At 63.0% G+C, this 17,345-nt stretch carries 19 protein-coding genes and 1 tRNA gene; 11 read left to right on the forward strand and 9 right to left on the reverse strand.

The genetic code is table 11. The features are described 5' to 3' along the window. Positions 1-165 precede the first annotated feature (165 nt). From GHK62_RS21825 to nagA, 4 genes are read left to right on the forward strand one after another with little or no spacing between them, the layout of a single operon-like run. Positions 166-1,050, forward strand: a complete 885-nt coding sequence (locus GHK62_RS21825; RefSeq protein ID WP_153441179.1) for a glucosamine kinase nucleotide-binding domain-containing protein — start codon at positions 166-168, stop codon at positions 1,048-1,050. Continuing rightward, positions 1,047-1,811, forward strand: coding sequence for a GntR family transcriptional regulator (locus GHK62_RS21830; RefSeq protein WP_153441180.1), 765 nt, complete (start codon positions 1,047-1,049; stop codon positions 1,809-1,811). The genes GHK62_RS21825 and GHK62_RS21830 overlap by 4 nt, the downstream gene beginning before the upstream one ends. Positions 1,812-1,852: 41 nt before the next feature. Further along, a complete protein-coding gene (locus GHK62_RS21835; protein ID WP_153441181.1) occupies positions 1,853-2,875 on the forward strand; it encodes an SIS domain-containing protein in 1,023 nt (340 codons plus the stop codon). Beyond that, entirely contained in the window at positions 2,872-4,032 is a 1,161-nt protein-coding gene (gene nagA, locus GHK62_RS21840) for an N-acetylglucosamine-6-phosphate deacetylase (RefSeq protein WP_153441182.1), read from the forward strand. Before GHK62_RS21835 ends, nagA begins: the two co-directional genes overlap by 4 nt. 224 nt (positions 4,033-4,256) lie before the next feature. On the opposite strand, the gene GHK62_RS21845 is transcribed toward nagA, so the two are convergent. Genes GHK62_RS21845 through GHK62_RS21855 form a run of 3 tightly spaced genes read right to left on the reverse strand, consistent with a single transcriptional unit; the run spans position 4,257 to position 7,254 of the window. Further along, entirely contained in the window at positions 4,257-4,988 is a 732-nt protein-coding gene (locus tag GHK62_RS21845) for a copper homeostasis protein CutC (protein WP_153441183.1), read from the reverse strand. Next, positions 4,985-5,896, reverse strand: a complete 912-nt coding sequence (locus tag GHK62_RS21850; protein WP_153441184.1) for an ROK family protein — start codon at positions 5,894-5,896, stop codon at positions 4,985-4,987. The genes GHK62_RS21845 and GHK62_RS21850 overlap by 4 nt, the downstream gene beginning before the upstream one ends. Then, positions 5,893-7,254, reverse strand: coding sequence for an amidase (locus GHK62_RS21855; RefSeq protein WP_153441185.1), 1,362 nt, complete (start codon positions 7,252-7,254; stop codon positions 5,893-5,895). Before GHK62_RS21855 ends, GHK62_RS21850 begins: the two co-directional genes overlap by 4 nt. 358 nt (positions 7,255-7,612) lie before the next feature. Between GHK62_RS21855 and GHK62_RS21860 the strand changes: the two genes are divergently transcribed. Continuing rightward, positions 7,613-8,347 (forward strand): sulfate transporter family protein, encoded by a 735-nt coding sequence (locus GHK62_RS21860; protein ID WP_153441186.1) that lies wholly within the window; start codon positions 7,613-7,615, stop codon positions 8,345-8,347. Between the two features lie 68 nt (positions 8,348-8,415). Further along, positions 8,416-8,625 (forward strand): SlyX family protein, encoded by a 210-nt coding sequence (locus GHK62_RS21865; protein ID WP_153441187.1) that lies wholly within the window; start codon positions 8,416-8,418, stop codon positions 8,623-8,625. A 154-nt stretch (positions 8,626-8,779) separates the two neighbouring features. Here GHK62_RS21865 and GHK62_RS21870 read toward each other — a convergent pair whose 3' ends face one another. After that, entirely contained in the window at positions 8,780-9,772 is a 993-nt protein-coding gene (locus tag GHK62_RS21870) for a BMP family lipoprotein (protein ID WP_153441188.1), read from the reverse strand. A gap of 264 nt (positions 9,773-10,036) precedes the next feature. After that, positions 10,037-10,354 (reverse strand): hypothetical protein, encoded by a 318-nt coding sequence (locus GHK62_RS21875; protein WP_153441209.1) that lies wholly within the window; start codon positions 10,352-10,354, stop codon positions 10,037-10,039. Positions 10,355-10,629: 275 nt separating this feature from the next. On the opposite strand from GHK62_RS21875, the gene GHK62_RS21880 reads away from it, so the two are divergent. Next, positions 10,630-10,719: transfer RNA gene (locus tag GHK62_RS21880), tRNA-Ser, on the forward strand. A gap of 211 nt (positions 10,720-10,930) precedes the next feature. Here the strand turns inward: GHK62_RS21880 and GHK62_RS21885 are convergent. Together GHK62_RS21885 and GHK62_RS21890 are read right to left on the reverse strand one after the other, a co-directional pair. Beyond that, the gene (locus tag GHK62_RS21885; protein ID WP_153441189.1) at positions 10,931-12,544 is read right to left on the reverse strand and encodes a DHA2 family efflux MFS transporter permease subunit; all 1,614 of its coding nucleotides are present in this window, start codon (positions 12,542-12,544) and stop codon (positions 10,931-10,933) included. Between the two features lie 48 nt (positions 12,545-12,592). Continuing rightward, positions 12,593-13,798 (reverse strand): HlyD family secretion protein, encoded by a 1,206-nt coding sequence (locus GHK62_RS21890; RefSeq protein WP_153441190.1) that lies wholly within the window; start codon positions 13,796-13,798, stop codon positions 12,593-12,595. A 115-nt stretch (positions 13,799-13,913) separates the two neighbouring features. On the opposite strand from GHK62_RS21890, the gene GHK62_RS21895 reads away from it, so the two are divergent. Continuing rightward, the gene (locus GHK62_RS21895) at positions 13,914-14,615 is read left to right on the forward strand and encodes a TetR/AcrR family transcriptional regulator (RefSeq protein ID WP_153441191.1); all 702 of its coding nucleotides are present in this window, start codon (positions 13,914-13,916) and stop codon (positions 14,613-14,615) included. A gap of 361 nt (positions 14,616-14,976) precedes the next feature. On the opposite strand, the gene GHK62_RS21900 is transcribed toward GHK62_RS21895, so the two are convergent. Then, entirely contained in the window at positions 14,977-15,429 is a 453-nt protein-coding gene (locus tag GHK62_RS21900; RefSeq protein ID WP_184108446.1) for a RidA family protein, read from the reverse strand. Between the two features lie 131 nt (positions 15,430-15,560). Here GHK62_RS21900 and GHK62_RS21905 point away from each other — a divergent pair, with 131 nt between their 5' ends. After that, on the forward strand, positions 15,561-16,154 hold the full coding sequence (locus GHK62_RS21905) for a TetR/AcrR family transcriptional regulator (RefSeq protein WP_184108400.1): 594 nt from the start codon (positions 15,561-15,563) through the stop codon (positions 16,152-16,154). 82 nt (positions 16,155-16,236) lie between these two features. On the opposite strand, the gene GHK62_RS21910 is transcribed toward GHK62_RS21905, so the two are convergent. After that, positions 16,237-16,470 (reverse strand): hypothetical protein, encoded by a 234-nt coding sequence (locus GHK62_RS21910; protein WP_153441210.1) that lies wholly within the window; start codon positions 16,468-16,470, stop codon positions 16,237-16,239. Between GHK62_RS21910 and GHK62_RS34895 the strand changes: the two genes are divergently transcribed. Further along, positions 16,385-16,963, forward strand: coding sequence for a hypothetical protein (locus tag GHK62_RS34895; RefSeq protein WP_202982051.1), 579 nt, complete (start codon positions 16,385-16,387; stop codon positions 16,961-16,963). The two genes, GHK62_RS21910 and GHK62_RS34895, sit on opposite strands and share 86 nt — an antisense overlap. 27 nt (positions 16,964-16,990) lie before the next feature. Further along, positions 16,991-17,191, forward strand: a complete 201-nt coding sequence (locus GHK62_RS21920) for a DUF2905 domain-containing protein (RefSeq protein WP_153441193.1) — start codon at positions 16,991-16,993, stop codon at positions 17,189-17,191. The last annotated feature ends 154 nt before the right edge of the window (positions 17,192-17,345 follow it).

A 17,345-nucleotide genomic window follows, 5' to 3' on the forward strand; every position in this document is an offset into this window, starting at 1 on the left:
AAAAAAATACCAATTGTCTAGGAGAATTTTAAGTTTTGTGGTTTTGGGCGGTAGATGCTGAAAATAGCCGCGAAAAAACAATGATTTATTTCAAATGTTAGACGCTTGAGGAAATCTCGCTTGGTTATTGGTCTTTTTTTGGTATCTTATCTGACGGAGGTGCCCATGACGTCTTATCTGATCGGAATCGATGGTGGCGGAACGAGTTGCCGGGCGGCCGTGGCCGCGCCGGACGGGCGGATTCTCGGCCGCGGAAAGGCTGGCGCCGCAAATATCCTTACCGATCCGGAGACGGCACTCGCGAATATAGCCGAAGCCTCGCGGGCCGCGTTTGAAGATGCCGGCCTCGATCCGTCTGGGATCACCGCGGCCAGCGCGATCTTGGGTGTTGCGGGCCACAATGTCGGCGATGCCGTGCATTACGTGAAGCGGCGCCTTCCCTTTGCGGCGGCAGAGATCGAGTCCGATGGACTGATCGCGCTTCAGGGCGCGCTCGGCGAAAAGGACGGCGCGGTCGCCATTCTTGGTACGGGTACCATCTATATCGCGCGCCACGGCGAGGCCGTGAGCTATATCGGCGGGTGGGGCTTCACGATCGGCGACCACGGCAGCGGTGCGCGCATCGGCCATGCGCTGCTGCAGGAAAGCCTGCTTGCCTTCGATGGTATCCACGACGGCTCGCCGATAACCGACTCCGTCATGGCAGAATTCAACAACGATCCGAGGGATGTCGTCGACTTCGCACGGCTGGCCAGGCCCGGCGAATTCGGACGCTACGCCCCGCGCGTCTTCGAACATGCCGCACGCGGCGATGCCGTGGCGCTGCGCCTGCTGAAGGCAGCTGCGACCACTGTCGACGAGGCGCTCGACGTGGTGGTGTCGAGAGGAAGCGAGCGGCTCTGCCTGCTCGGCGGTCTGGCGCCGCTTTATCGGCCGTGGCTCGCCGAACGCCACCAGAAGCATTTTGTCGAAGCCGAGGCCGACGCCTTAACCGGAGCGGTGGCGCTCGCTGCCCAACGCTTCGGCTCCAGGCCGGAGGTTGGTGCATGACCCAGCAGCTTGCCGCCATCCTGCCGCTGGAAAGCCTGCAGTCGGGCGGGGCTGGCCCGCTCTATCTGAAGCTCCGGCAGTCGCTCGAGGAGGCGATCCTCTCGGGCAAGCTCAACCACGGAGATGCGCTGCCGCCGGAGAGGGATCTCGCGGACTATGCCAATATCAGCCGGGTGACAGTGCGCAAAGCGGTCGATGACCTCGTGCGCGATGGGCTGCTCGTGCGCCGGCATGGCTCTGGTACCTTCGTAGTCAGGCCCGTCTCGCGTGTCGAGCAATCGCTGTCGAGGCTGACGTCCTTTACCGAGGACATGGCCCGGCGCGGCCTGAATGCACGGGCGGAGTGGCTGGAGCGGGGACTGTTCCATCCGTCGCCCGACGAAATGATGACGCTTGGTCTTCCGGCCGATGCCCTGGTCGCGCGTCTCGGCCGCCTGCGCATCGCCGACGGCATGCCGCTGGCGATCGAGCGCGCCAGCATCTCGACCGAATTCCTGCCTGATCCGCTGGCCGTGACCTCGTCGCTCTATGCCGCCCTCGACAAGACCCGCTCCCGACCCGTCCGGGCGGTGCAGCGTATTTCCGCCTGCAATATCAAGGATCCCGACGCGTCGATGCTCGGCGTTCCGGTCGGCGCCGCCGGCCTTTCGATCGAACGTGTCTCCTATCTTGCGTCCGGACGCGTCGTTGAATTCACCCGCTCGCTCTATCGGGGCGATGCCTATGACTTTGTCGCGGAACTGACGCTTTCGGAGTCCTGATCCGCCCGTGCCAGGAAATGGCCAACAAAAAGGAATGGATGATGCAAACCAACATGCGGCGAGAAATCGATGAGATCCCGGAAGCCGCTGCGCGGTTGCTGGAGGGTTCTGCCAACGCGCTGAAAGCGGCCGGTGCGGCGCTGAACGCCAAGGATCCCGCGTTCCTGGTGACGATCGCCCGCGGCTCCTCCGATCATGCGGCGCTGTTCCTGAAATATGCGATCGAGCTCACGGCCGGGCGCCCGGTCGCTTCGCTCGGGCCGTCGCTCGCCTCGATCTATGGCGCCAACCTCAAACTCGGCAGCGCGGCGGCAATCGCGATTTCCCAGTCAGGCAAGAGTCCCGACATCGTGGCGATGGCGCAATCGGCGACACGCGCCGGTGCGGTGTCGATCGCGCTCACGAACACGGTGCCCTCGCCGATCGCCGAGGCCTGCACCCATCCGCTCGATATTCTTGCCGGTCCCGAACTCGCCGTCGCCGCGACAAAGTCCTATGTTAACTCGATCGTCGCGGGCCTCACCGTACTCGGCGAATGGACGGGAGACGCGGCACTCAAGCGTGCCGTCGCCGACCTGCCGAACCAGTTCGCCAAGGCTGTGAAGCTCGATTGGCAGGATTTCGCCGCCGATCTCGGCGAGGCCGAATCGCTTTACGTGCTCGGCCGTGGCCCGGCGCTGGCGATCGCCAGCGAAGCGGCGTTGAAGTTCAAGGAAACGTCCGGCATGCATGCCGAAGCCTATTCCTCGGCGGAGGTGCTGCATGGTCCGGTGGCGCTGGTCGGCGCCAAATTTCCGGTGCTGGCGCTCGCCGCCCGGGACGCGGCAGAGGCCTCGGTGGTCGAAAGCGCCGATGGCATGAGCACCAAGGGTGCGGTCGTGCATGTCACTTCGGCGCGGGCCCAGAAGGCGAAACGCCTGCCCTTCGTCGAAACGGGACATCCGATCACCGATGCGCTGACGCTGATCCTGCCGTTCTACGGCTTCGTCGAAGCCTGGTCGCGTTCGCGCGGCCTCAATCCGGATGCACCGGAAAGCCTCAAGAAGGTAACGGAGACACGATGACTGCGAAGAAGAAAATCACCGGCGCGCGGATCTTCGACGGCATCGACTGGCACGACGGCGCGGTCCTCGTTGTAGAGGCGGGCCGGGTGAAGGCGATCGTTCCGGCATCCGCCGCACCCGCCGATGCCGATATGGTCGACGCACACGGCCTGCTTCTCGTTCCGGGTTTCATCGACCTGCAGGTCAACGGCGGCGGCGGCGCGCTCCTCAACGAGCAACCGACGCTCGACGGCATTCGGCAGATTTGCGCCGCGCATGCGAAATTCGGCACCACCGCGCTGCTGCCGACGCTGATCACCGACACCCGCGAAGTGCGGACTGCGGCCATTCAGGCCGGCCTCGAGGCGAAGAAGGCTGCCGTCGCCGGCTTTCTCGGCCTGCATCTTGAAGGCCCGCATCTTTCGATCGCCCGCAAGGGGGCGCATGATCCGTCGCTCATTCGCCCGATGGACGATGCCGACCTTGGGGAAATGGTCGCCTGCGCGCGTGCCCTGGGCTGCCTGATGGTGACGGTTGCCCCGGAAAACGCGACGCGAGAGCAGGTGCGCGCCCTTTGTGACGCCGGCGTCGTCGTCAGCCTGGGTCATACGGATGTCGGCTACGACACGGCTTGCAGCTACGCCAGGGCCGGCGCCCGGACGGTCACCCATCTCTTCAACGCGATGAGCGGTCTCGGCCACCGCGAACCCGGCGTCGTCGGCGCGGCGCTCGCGACGGGCACGCTGCATGCCGGTTTGATCGCCGACGGCTTCCATGTCGATCCGGCGTCGATGGGCATCGCGCTTAGGGGCAAGAAGGGTCCGGGGCAGATTTTCCTGGTGACCGACGCGATGTCGCCGATCGGCACCGACATGACCACCTTCCATCTCAACGGCCGCGAAATCCTGCGCCAGGGCGGCCGCCTGACGCTTGCCGACGGGACGCTTGCCGGAGCAGACATCGACATGCTGTCCTCGGTCCGCTTCGTACACGAAAAACTCGGCCTGCCGATCGAGGAGGCGATCCGCATGGCCTCCGCCTACCCGGCCGATGTCATGGGCATTGCCTCCCATAAGGGACGGCTCTTGCCCGGGACGGACGCCGACTTCGTGCTGTTGACGCCGGAACTTGGCATGAGTTCCACCTGGATCGGCGGAGAGCAGGTCTTTTCGGCGTAATGCCTCGGCTGTAGCTGGGATTAGTGGAGGCGGCTTTGAGTCCTCTCCCAGCCCCTCCCCACAAGGGGGGAGGGGCTTTTGCGCCGGCGCAACGGCCCACCATCCTTGAACCACCGGGTTTGTCGCAACGCGGAAAAGGGCGCGAAGACGGTGCGGCGGATTAAGTCCCTCCCCCTTGTGGGGAGGGGTTGGGGAGGGGTGATCTCCGGGCGGTTCGACTCAATTTAGATGCAGACGGTACCAATCCGCGCCTTCAGTGCCTTGACCGTCGCCGCATCCGTCCGGCGCCTCTCTCCCGAGACGAAGCCCATTGCCACCAGCCGCGGGTCCTGAGCCGGCTCACGAACGGAGCAGGAGGAGTGGACCTCCGTTACGGCGAGCCTCGGCAGCAGCGCATCGATCGTGTCGACGCTAACGCCGGCGCCGGGCATCACGGAAATCCGACCTGCCGCCAGTTCGACGAGGCGCGCCAGGGTGTCGACCGCTTCCGGCGCGCTTTTCGCGCCGCCCGAGGTCAGAATCCTTTCAAATCCCAAATCTTCTGCGATCGCTATCGCCTCGGCGAAATCCGGAACGAGATCGAAGGCTCGATGAAGTGTCAGCCCCAATCCCGCCGCGTGGCCGGTAAGCTTGCAGAGCATCCGCGCGTCGAGCCGGCCATCTGCGAGCGATGCGCCGAGGACGACCCCTGCAAGCCCGGAGTCGCGGGCCGCATCGATGTCCCGGCGCATGGCGTCGAGATCGGTTGGGCCGTAGACGAAATCGCCGGGACGGGGGCGGATCATTGCGTAGACCGGCACCGGAGGGGGACCGGCGAGCGCCATCAATCCCGGGCTTGGCGTCAAGCCGCCGACGGCAAGGGCCGAGCAGAGCTCGATCCGATCGGCGCCGCCCTCGATCGCTGCCGCCAGGCCGTCGGGGTCGTCGACGCAGACTTCGAGCAGGATGCCGCTCATGCGCCCTTTCCTCCAAAGCCGAGCAACGCCGCGCCGATCAGGCCCGGTTCCAGCCGGCATTCCCCGCGCACGACCAGCGGCCGATCAAACTGCCGGAGGATTCGGTCGCGCACGGCGCCGTCGATTTCGCCAAGCAGGGCTTCCGAGTTGGAAAGGCCGCCGCCGACCGGCACGACGGTCGCGCCGGTTATGTTGATGACGAGCGCCAGGGGCGAACTGACGAGATCGACAAAAACGTCGATCGTGCGCGCTGCTTCTTCATCCCCATTCTCCCAGGCCTCAATGATCTCGTGGCTGGAGAGGGACTTGCCGTGCACTGTCATGTGCAGCCTTTCGAGCCCGCGCGCACCGCCGACGGTGTCGACGCAGCCGCGCTGCCCGCAACCGCAGTCGAAGATCGGTATGGAAATGGGCGGATGTCCCGCCTCGGAGGCGACGGCCGGCGCATGCCCCCATTCGCCGGCAAAGCCGCCATCGGCATTGATCAGCTTGCCGTCGACCACCAGGCCGCCACCGACCCCGGTACCAAGAATCGCACCGAAGACGATCCGGTGACCGCGCCCCGCACCGATGCCGGCCTCGGCAAGCGCGAAACAATCGGCGTCATTGGCTATCACCACGGGCAGGTGCAAGGCCGCCTCGAGCTCGGCGGCAAGCTCCCGGCCGTCGATGCAGGGAATGTTGGCGCATTTGATCCGGCGGGTCTGCGGATCGATGACCCCGGTAATCGAGATCGCCACCCGTTGCGGCAGGCCGCCCGCCTCGTCGAGCACCGACTCGAGTGTCGCGACAAAGCGGCGAAAGTCGTTGAGCGGCGTGGTGCGCCGCGGCAGAGGGAATATCCGTTCCGGCGAGTGCGTAATGGCACCCTTGATCGCAGATCCGCCGATGTCGAAGCAGATGATCATGCCTCACCCCGGATGGTCGCCTCGGCAGCGAGCGCCGCGCCAAGCAGCCGGTCGTCCTGGTGATGCGGCGCCGAGAGGAGGAAGCCGACCGGCATGCCGGCAGCGCCCGTCCCGCACGGGATGGAAACGCCGCAGAAATCGAGGAAATTGCCGATCAACGTATTGCGCAACGTCTTCGCGTTGATCTTGAAGAAAAGCTCGTCGTCGGAAAGAAGCGGTGCGACCGGCGGGGCGACATGCGGCAATGTCGGATGCGCGATCAGCTCGCCGAGCGCCAGGCTCTCGACCGTTTCATGGATCAATTGATCGCGTGCGTCGAGAAGGGTGATGTAATCACTGAGGGTGATCTTCTCGCCGAGCCGGGTGCGGGTGACTACGCGCGGATCGATCTTTGCCGCTTCGGGGCCGGCGAGGCGCTCGCGGTGGAGGGCGTAGGCTTCAGCCGTCACCAGTGCGCCATGGCGCGCCATCAGATCGAACACGGCGGCAAAGCTCGGGAAGGCTGCGCGCCTGACTCTGACGCCGACTGCTTCCAACCTCTTGATCGCCGCCTCGAAGGCCGCGACCACCTCCGGTTCGGCCTCGTCGAAGACGATCGTTTCCGGAATGACAAGCGACAGATCGGCAAGCTCGGCGCGGCGGATGACCGGCGCCGTCAGGCTGTGCATGGCGGCATCCGCCCACACCGCGTCCTGCACCGTATGGCAGAGGGGGCCGAGCGCATCGAGGCTCTCGGCGAGCGGAAACACGCCCTTCATCGCATAGCGGCCGCGCGTCGCCTTGTAGCCGACGATGCCGGTCATCGCCGCCGGGATGCGTACCGAGCCGCCCGTGTCCGTGCCGATCGCGAGCGGCACAAGGCCGGCGGCGACAGCCGCGGCCGAACCGGAGGAAGAGCCGCCGGGGATCCGATGCACATCGGGCGACGCAGGATTGCGCGGCGTTCCATAGTGCGGGTTGATGCCGAGGCCGGAGAAGGCAAACTCGCTCATGTTCGTGCGGCCGACGCTGACCATGCCGGCGGCCGCAAGCGCGCCGACCACGGGAGCGTCCGCCGCTGCGGGCGGGTTGTCTTTGAAGACGACGGAACCCGCCGTCGTCACGCTGCCGGCAAGGTCGAAAAGATCCTTCCAGGCGACGGGCAGCCCATCGAGCAGGCCGAGCGAGCGCCCGGCCTTGAGGCGGCTCGAGGCGGCCTGCGCTTCCTTGATTGCGCGGTCGCGCGTCAGCCCAACGAAGATCGACCGGTCCGGATGCGCTTCGATGCGATGAAACGTCTCTTCGACGAGTTTGACAGGATCGAGCTTGCCCGACTGAACAAGGACCGCGAGGCTCGCGAGCGTTTTCTGATTGGTCATTTGGTCTCCCTGGCTGGCCGCGGGACATTTCCGGCGCAACGCAGCCCTGCATCGATTTTAGGCATAGCATATCGCCCTGCGCCCCGTTTGCCAGCGGCGGGGAGAATGATCCGCGATTTTTGCGTGGCGAGACGGCGGTGCGGTACGGCTTGCAGCGCCCCGTGGACCGTCGCTGGCGGCAATTGCTGCCTATCTTGCCGTTCGCAATCGACCTGCCTACATGGGCTTGAGCCACCTTCTGCATGTTTCCGTCAATCATAGCCCGATTGAAGGATGAAACATGCAGCAACTGAAAGTGCTGCAGCGTCCTTTGCGCGTCTTATCTGACGCGCGGCGCTGTTCTCGATGGAGAGCGGTCATGATTCTCGATGCGGCGCGGCTTGCCTTCGCCAATCTCTTTGCGGCGGAGACCCGCGCGGTCTTCTGGAAGGTCATCGGACTGACGTTGCTGGCGCTCGTCGCACTCTGGTTTGCGGTGCGCGAGCTGTTCGTCTGGCTGGCGCTGCCTTGGTTCGACACGCTGATGCCGGGCACGCCAGAATGGGCCGGCTGGCTCACATTCATCGTTGGTATCTTCGCGAGTCTGGGCCTGGCTCTGGCGCTCGCCCTACTGCTCGCGCCGGTCACCGCACTCATCGCCGGCTTCTTCCTCGATGACGTTGCCGAGGTGATCGAGACGCGCGACTATCCCGATGGCGCGCCGGGCAAGCCGCTGCCGCTCGTGGCGGCGATGACCGGATCGGCGAAATTCCTGGGCGTCGTCATCCTCGGCAACATCGTTGCGCTCCTGCTGCTGCTCGTGCCGGGCGTCAATCTCATCGCCTTCTTTCTCGTCAACGGTTATCTGCTCGGGCGGGAATTTTTTGAGTTCGCCGCCATGCGCTATCGTCCGCCTGCCGAGGCCCGGCTCTTTCGTGTCAAGCACCGCTCGACCGTGTTTCTGGCGGGGCTTGTGCTGGCGGCCTTCCTGACTGTGCCGCTGCTCAACCTGCTGACACCGCTCTTTGCTGCCGGCATGATGGTGCATCTCCACAAGAGGCTTTCGGCACGCGATCCCGGTTTTTCGCCTCAAAAGGCGGCAGTCGGCGCGTAGTGTCGATCGCTTGACAGCGCGTTCGTCTTGGACAACTTGCCGATAACCACAGGCGCAGGAGCAATCACATGAGCGACGCAGACGACCGGATCACGCGTCTCGAAGAAATGGTGGCGCACCAGACGAAGGTCATCGAGGAACTGTCGGACCAGTTGGCCGAGCAGTGGAAGGTGGTCGAACAGGCCCGGGCGAAGCTCGACCGCCTGACGGAGCGCTTCCTGAGTCTCGAGGAGCAGACGCGCGATGCGATACCGGTGACCCGCCCGCCGCATTACTAAGCCAGTCGAGAGAACGGGGCGCAAGCCGCGTTTCATGATGCTCCGCCGACAGCGCCGCGCGTCTTTTGAGACGCGCAAAGATCCGTAACAGTCGAACGAAAAGGCCGCCTGCTTCACTCGAAGCAGGCGGCCTCTTGATGTCAGGTCACCGCAATTAGTAGGGGCAGGATTCGGTGCTCATGTAGTCGTGCACCTGGACCTTGCCGGCAATGATGTCGGCCTTCACCTTTTCGACCGCGTCGTGCATCTCGGGCGTGATCAGGGCCTTGTTGTTGTCGTCGAGGGCATAGCCGACGCCGTCTTCCTTGAGGCCGAGGTTGGAAATGCCGAACTCGAACTTGTCGTTCTTGGCCGCCATGAAGGATTCATAGACGGCGACGTCGACGCGCTTCAGCATCGAGGTCAAAACCTTGCCTGGCTGCAGCATGTTCTGGTTGGAGTCGACGCCGATACCGAGCTTGCCGGCATCCGCTGCTGCCTGCAGCACGCCCACGCCGGTACCGCCGGCGGCGTGGTAGACGACGTCCGCGCCCTGGTCGATCTGGGACTTCGCGATTTCACCGCCCTTGACCGGATCGTTCCAGGCGTCCGGCGTCGTGCCGGTATAGGCCTCGAGCACCTTGACGTCCGCGCCAACCGACTTGGCGCCGCCGACATAGCCGCAGGCGAACTTGTGGATCAGCGGGATGTCCATGCCGCCGACAAAGCTGACTGTCTTCGACTTGGAGGCGAGACCGGCAAGCACGCCGACGAGATAGGAGCCTTCCTGCTCCTTGAAGACGATCGATTTGACGTTCGGCTTTTCGACCACCATGTCGATGATCGCGAATTTCGTATCCGGATATTCCGCGGCAATCTTCTCGAGCGATGCCGCCCAGTTGAAGCCGGCCATCACGATCGGGCTGTTGCCGTCGCTGGCGAAGCGGCGCAGCGCCTGTTCGCGCTGCGCATCGTTGGCGATCTCGAATTCGCGGTATTCGATACCGGATTCGGTCTTGAACTTTTCGGCGCCGTTAAATGCCGCTTCGTTGAAGGATTTGTCGAACTTGCCGCCGAGATCGTAGATGATCGCCGGCTTGATGTCGGCGGCCAGTGCCGTCGCGGACATCATGGAGAAAGCAAAGAGACCGAGAATGGTTTTTTTCATCGTGCAGCCCTGTTGTGCTATTGATCTTATCGGGTCTGGCGGCAGCCCAGCCAAGGCCCCCTCCGCGCAACCCGCCCCTCTCTTGTTAAGGCTTGGGTGGGCGCATCCTTGCACGGCTTCCGCAAAAAAACACTCAAAATTTTTCGGATGGTAAAAAAGATACGGCGCCCGGCGAGAGGTCGCCGGACGCTCATTCCAGGGGGCAATCGGCACGCCGTTCCTACAGCGCCGCGCATCTAACCAGACTCGGCGCTATAGCCGCGATCAGGCGGCAAATCGCCCGGCGGCGGGGCGTTTCTTGTAACCTGCCATCCACAGCAGCAGGGCGAGCGCCAAGAACACCGCGAAAGCGGGCCGGGCAAGGAGCCATTGCAGCGCCGCCAGCCAGATGGCAGGGCCGGCGTCGGTGCGCTGCAGGCCGTGCACCCAGTTGAGTGCATCCGGGCCAAGGGCGGATATGGCATCGGCGAGCGAGGTCATTGCCGGCTGCGAGGCGGCAACCGACTGGATCGCGTCGACGGTCCCGGCAAGCACGGCCACCGCCAGCGCGAGAAAGCTTGCAAGCCTCAGCAGCAACCGCATCTTCGTCCCTTCGGCCTCCATGGCCCGATGCGCGCCGATGCGCGCTTCTCCGATCATTTACGCTTGTGCGCCAAGAAATAGTCGCCGCAAGTTGCGAGTGCAACGGTCGACTTCGCCAAGGCCATCGCACAAGATGTCAATAAACTGTCAGAAAGCAGTTGATCCCGCGTCGATCATCGGTATATATCGCGCCCGTCCGCCGCTTCGTCCGGCGCACGCCGGAAGAGCTTGCTCTTCCCCATCCAGCCGGATTGACCAGCGGCTGCTTCAAGGATGGACAGGTGGCCGAGTGGTTGAAGGCGCACGCCTGGAACGCGTGTATACGTGAAAGCGTATCGAGGGTTCGAATCCCTCTCTGTCCGCCATCAACCTTTCCCAAGCACCCTTATCCGAGAATTTGGACGACCTCGCCACGCTGGTTGATCGTGCGGCTTAGAATGATTGCAATGCCCCGATCGGGCCTCGAGCGGGAAGGCGTGATCTCGACGACCTCGCTCTCGACGTGCATGTATCGCCAGGACGCGTTGGGGCAGGCCACTTCATTTGATCACCTTGCCGCGAGAGACGATCGACCGCTCAGTGGGCGCCGCCCGCAGCGCCGGCTCCGACCTGGATCTTTCTCGTAAAGAGCAGCACGACGGCGGCGAGCGCAAGGACCGTTCCGATCACGGCGAACGTGTCGCTGAATCCGAGGATCAGAGCCTGGCGGCGCACCGTCGCGCCGATCGCGGCGATCGCCTTGTGTTGCGCAACAGCGATGTCGGAAACACCATGTGCCATGAAGTATTGCGTCAAATCGCCGATCCTGTCGCGCACCTCATCGCGATAAATCGTGACGGATTGGCCGATGATGTTCGAATGGAACTGCTCGCGCTTGGTCAATACCGTTGCGAGCGTAGCTGTGCCAACTGCACCACCCAAATTGCGCAGCATGTTGGAAAGGCCCGAAGCGGCAGCCGCCTCGCTCGGGGCAATGCCGGCTGTCGTGATCACGGTGATTGGCGTCAACACTAACGCCTGACCTATGGCGCGCACGATGTTGGGCACGAAAAACTGGTCGCCGGCGCTATCGAGCGACAGGGTAATGTTCATGAAACAGCTTGCCGCAAAGATGCTGATGCCGACGAAGCCGATGTAGCGTGCGTCAAACCGCTTCATTAGCAGCGGCACGAGCGGAATGATGAGGAGCTGTGGCAAGCCGGTCCAGGCGAGCACGAACCCGATCTGCTCGGCATTATAACGCTGCACCTGGCCGAGGTACTGGGGCAGGATGTAGACAGTGCCGAACAGCGCGACGCCGACCAGCACGTTGACGAGAACGCCCACGCCGAAGTTGCGTTGCTTGAGCAGGCGCAACTGAACCAGTGGCTTTGCAACCGTCAGCTCGATGACGACGAAGGCGGTGAGGAACACGGCTGCTGTCACGGCGAGCTTGACGATGAACGGCGACTGGAACCAGTCGTCCTTGTTGCCCTCTTCGAGCACCGTCTGCAGCGCCGAAAGCCCGATCGCCATAGTGACGATGCCGGCCCAGTCGCCTTCCTTGAGCAGCGAAAGCTGCATGGGCTTCTTCTCGAGCGTAAAATAGAGCGCGATGACCATCACGAGGCTGGGCGGTGTATTGACGAAGAAGATGGACTGCCAGCCGTGGTTTTCGGTGAGGTAGCCGCCAATGGTCGGGCCGATTGCCGGCGCGAAGGTGACCGACAGCGCAAACAGCGCCAGCCCGAACGGTTGCTGCGCCTTTGGCAGTTTGGTCAGCACCATGGTGAAAGCCATCGGAATGAGCACACCGCCGGCGAAGCCCTGCAGGCCGCGCAGCGCGATCATCGAGCCGAGATCATGGGCGAAGGCACAGGCGGCGGAGAAAATCGGAAACAGGACGGCGTTCGCCAGCATGTAGCGCCGGAAGGAAAAGACCCGACTGAGGTAATCGGTGAGGGGGATCACCACGATCTCGCCGATCAGGTAGGAGGTCGATATCCAAGCGCCGTTGTCGACCCCGGTGCCGATGCCACCCTCGATATCGAGCAGGGAGGCATTGGTGATCTGGATATTGAGGATCGCCATGAACGCGCCGATCAGGCCGGCGAGCACTGAGATCCAAGCCGTGGTGCTCGCCTTCTCGAAAGAAGACGCCGTCGCGATGCCGGGAGAGCCGGACGAAAGCGTTTGCGTCGTGTTGGACATCGCACCCTCCTGCCAAGTTTTGGCTGGTGAGACGGGCGTCTGGCGCCCTCAGTTTATGTGTTTCGGCACCGAGGCAACCTCGGTCGCGGTGGATTTGGTGTCGATGGTCGGGTAGACAGACATACCCGGCCGCAGCACCACCGAAGCCGGGCTGTCGTGATCAAGCGCGATCTTCACAGGTATGCGCTGCACCACCTTCGTGAAGTTGCCCGTGGCATTGTCCGGCGGCAGCAGCGCAAACTCCTGGCCGCTCGCCGGCGAGATGCTGTCCACGTGCCCCTTGAAGACCAGCCCGGGAAACGTGTCCACCTCGATTTCCACCTTCTGTCCGGGGCGGACGTCGGTGAGCTGGGTTTCCTTGTAGTTTGCGACGATATAGGCGGCATCCGTCGGCACGACCGCCATAAGCTGCGTACCCGCCTGGACATATTGACCGACACGCAAGGTGCGGTTGCCAATCACGCCGTCGATGGGCGCTGTGAGAGCGGTGTAGGAGAGGTTCAATTCGGCCTGATCCTCGGCCGCCTTGGCGCTGTCGAGCGCCGCCTTCGCTTGGGCGAGCTCGGCCTTTATCACGTCGAGCTGCTTGGTCGCATTGGCGAGCGCTGCGCTATCGCGCGTCACCGCCGCCCGTGCGGCGGCGATGCGGGAGGCGGCCTGCTGCGCGTTCTGAACGGTGCCGAAACCCTGCTTCGCGAGCTCGGCATAGCGCTTGTCGTCATGCTCGGCGAAGGTCTCGTCGGCCTTATCGGCCTCGACCGTCGCCTTCGCCGCGTCGATCGCGGATTGCTGGGCGATGAGAGCCGACTGCTTGTTGGCGATATTGGCCTCGGCCGCCTCAACCTCGGCTTTTGCCTGCTCGAGGTTGACCTTGTAGTCACGGTCATCGATGCGGGCGAGGATCTGCCCCGCCTTTACCGGCTCGTTGTCGCCCACGAGCACCGCGGCGATGTAACCGGAGACCTTCGGAGCAATCGTCGTGCTGTCAGCCTTGACGTAGGCGTCGTCCGTCGAAATTTCGAAGCGGCCGACGGTCCAGTACTGCCACCCGAAATCGGCTGCGCCCGCAAAGGCAGCGACGCCCACCGACGCGAACAGCAGGGCACGCAGCCAGCGCTTGCGGGACGCGTTCGGCCCAGTCGCAGCCGTCGCGGGAGGCATGGGAACAAGCTCGCGGGGCATGTCTATCCCCGGCGCCGCCTCGGCAGTAGGCAAGGGATTCTCGGCAGTGAAGACTGACTGGTGCTGGCTCATGTCCGATTCCTTCCCGGTGTCGCGGGCGAAATGCGCCGTCCGCAAATTAGGAAAATTGACATTTTCTAAAATATGCAGGAATATTCCGGAAGTCAACGGAATTTGGAAAATGATCATGGTCCATAATACCAAAGTCGCAAAACGCCGCGGACGACCGCAGATCCGGCCGGACGAGGAGACGCGACGGCTGGTCATTGACGCCGCGCGCCAGGAGTTTCACGCCAATGGCTATGCCGGCGCCAGCATGGCACGTGTGGCGGAGCGCGCCGGCGTCTCCACCAAGACGATGTATCGTTTGATCCCAACCAAGGAGGAGTTGTTCGGAAGTGTCATCTCCGAGCGCATTTCGCGCTATATGCTGGAACTGGACGAGGAGCATCTCGACATGCTTCCGCTCGAGCGAGCCCTCGAGCACATACTCTTCACCTACGGGACCCTGACCCTGGACGAGGACACGGTCCTAAGTCTTCGTCTCGTCTTCGCCGAATGCGATCGCTTTCCGGAGATCGCCGCGGCTTTCTCGGAGCTCGCCATCCGTCGCACGACCGAAAGCATGGAGGCGTGGCTGAAGCGACAGCTCGACCGCCGAGAAATCGAGATCGACGATCCGTCGACAGCCATCGGAATGCTCAGAGGCATGATGATCATGGAACCGCAGCGCGCCGTCATGCTGGGCCAGCGTAGGCCGCCAGATCGCGCCGAGATCGCCGAGCGGGCTCGCTATTGCGCGCGCCTTTTCCTGGACGGGTGCCGGCCGCGGCGCTTTTCCGGACAGGAAACCACTGGCTCGGAGCAACGTCTCGGTCCGACCCGGTAAGTTTCCTTGCGGGGGGTCTTGAACAGATGGCTGTCTCGGGCGATGACCTCAGTGGATCGATCTTCCCGCTTCCCATCGCCGAAACCGGATTTCGCAAAGCCACTTGTTCGTCAAAATCCATCGCGGCAACCTGATGCGCAAGATGCAGGCCCGATCACTCGCCGATCGCGTGCGCGATACCTCCGCCTCTCGCTATGGCAGCGCGAGTTGAACGGGTCGGCGCGGCAGACTTCGCGCCAGCCGTTCCCGCCTCTCAACCTGATCGGCGCACCGTCGGCCGCTGGAAACTCCGCCCCCGGGTACGGACATGCGATCTGGCGGTCCTTTATGCGCTCCTTGGACGCGGCGCCGAAGGCTGCCGCTACCGGACGGATTGCACAGCGTCGGTGACGCGCGCGATGACCTTGATTTCGAAATCAAAGCCGGCGAGCCAATTGACACCGACTGCCGTCCAGTTCGGATAGGGAGCCTCGCTGAATATCCTGTTCTTTACGCCCATTGTTGTCTCGAACTGCCTTTCGGGATCGGTGTGGAAGGTTGTGATGTCAACGATATCGTTGAAGGTGCAGCCTGCCGCCTTCAGGGTCGCTTCAAGATTATCGAATGCGAGTTGCACCTGGCGTCCGAAGTCCGGTTCAGGCGTTCCATCCTCGCGGCTGCCCACCTGGCCGGAGACGAACAACAGGTCGCCGGACCGGATCGCCGCGGAATAGCCGTGCGCCTCGTAAAGAGCATGTCTGTTTGCGGGAAAGATCGCATCGCGTTTGGTCGTTTGTCTGGTTTCCTTGAAATTGCTGGCGCCTTTGAAGCTGATGAGATACGCGCGACGTTGCGGGGAGCTTCACAAACTTCGCCTTATTGGATATACGTCGCGTATACAGACTAATTCGGATACGACGAGTATGTCAATCAACATACGTAGCGTATATGAAATTTGAGGGCAGGATGGCAAAACGCCGCCACGAGATGATGGAAGAGAATCGCGCCAAGCTGATTACCGCGGCGCGAAAGGCCTTCGCCGAGAAGGGTTATGCCGGGGCATCTATGGACGAGCTGACAGCCGATGTCGGCCTGACGCGAGGCGCGCTTTACCACAATTTCGGAGACAAGCGTGGGCTTCTGGCTGCGGTCGTAAACCAGATTGACGGTGAAATGGCCTCACGAGCCAAAGAGATCGGCGCTCGGGCAGAAAACGATTGGCAGGGGCTGCTCGCCGAGGGCATCGCCTATATCGAGATGGCCCTCGATCCTGAAGTGCAGCGGGTCGTACTGCTCGATGGACCTGCGGTGCTCGGCGATCCGTCGAAATGGCCCAGTCAGAGCAGTTGCCTTCATGCGACACGGCTGACAGTGGAGCGGTTGCTGGAAGCTGAAGTTTTCAAACCGGTTGACGCGGAGGCCGCGGCGAGACTCCTTAGTGGTGCGGCGCTGAACGCAGCCCTTTGGGTTGCCGCCAGCGACAATCCGAAGGAAGTCCTGCCAAAGGCCATCGACGCTTTCCGGTCAATGGCCTCCGGCCTGCTTGCGGCTGAAAGATAAGGGTGCTGTGACGAGAGCCGGCATCCGAGGAAACAGGCAGCAGGATCGCGCTGCGGCTTGAGCGGTGATCGCTGCAGTCCGGTCATGCGGGAGGTGAAGCCGCTTTGTCTTCACCTCCATTCGGCTGCGGGAAATAGGCATATCGCAGCCACGCCAAGCCATGCGCCAGGAAATCGATCCCGAGCAAGAGCGCCAGGACCCAAGGAGCCATCTTCGGGAATTCGGCCAGAATGACCAACCCTGCGCCGGCGCCGAAGACTCCCGACAGCATCATGGTCCATCCTGCCCAACGCCAGCGGCTTATGCTGAGCAGCATTCTGACGATGCCGGAGAAGATGAACAGCAGGCCGATCGCCTGCGCGCCATCGCCATGGGCACTGGCGCGCAGGCGACGGTGCAAACAGCATCAGCATCGGCACGGGCAATATCGTCAGCGGCGCAAATTCCGCCGCCATCGGCGATCCGAACACAACTACCGGCTCCGGCTCTATTCGCTCGGCAGCAACAACACCATCGCCGCCAACAACGCATTCGTGGTTGGCAGCGGCGTGACGGCCGCCTTCGGTCTCGACGGCGCGGTGGTGCTCGGCAATGGTTCGACCGTCTCGGCTGCGGTGGCAACGCCCAACACCGTGATCGGCGGCACGACCTACACCTTCGCCGGTACCGCCCCGACGAGCACTGTCAGCGTCGGTGCGGTCGGTGCGGAGCGCACCATCACCAATGTTGATCTAAAGCGTCTGATAAGACGCGCGGCGCTGTCGCGCGTTGCTCTGCGTTGCGAATTCAAACATGATGTTGGCTGCTGAATACGTGAAATACGACGTGCCTTCGCCATGTCCCGTGTGCTGATCATCGTCGGACTTGTTATCGTTGCGGTCGGTATTTTCTGGCCTTGGCTCACGCGTATCGGCCTCGGTCGATTGCCCGGCGATATCCTCATCGAGCGCGAGAATTTCACCATATACATCCCGATCACCACCGGCTTGCTTTTCAGCATCGTGCTCTCGGTCATACTGTGGCTGATCAATCGTTAGAGCGGGATGAGGAAAGGTGTGAGCGGTTTTCCGCCCGTATCCCGCGTCTCATTAGAATCATCACGTTTATGATTTTAGATCGATTCGACCTAAAAACATCGTGATCTACAGCGCCGTGCGTCCTTTAGGACGCACGGCGCTGTAGCTCTTTGAT

The organism is Sinorhizobium terangae (genome assembly GCF_009601505.1).
Taxonomy (GTDB): domain Bacteria; phylum Pseudomonadota; class Alphaproteobacteria; order Rhizobiales; family Rhizobiaceae; genus Sinorhizobium; species Sinorhizobium terangae.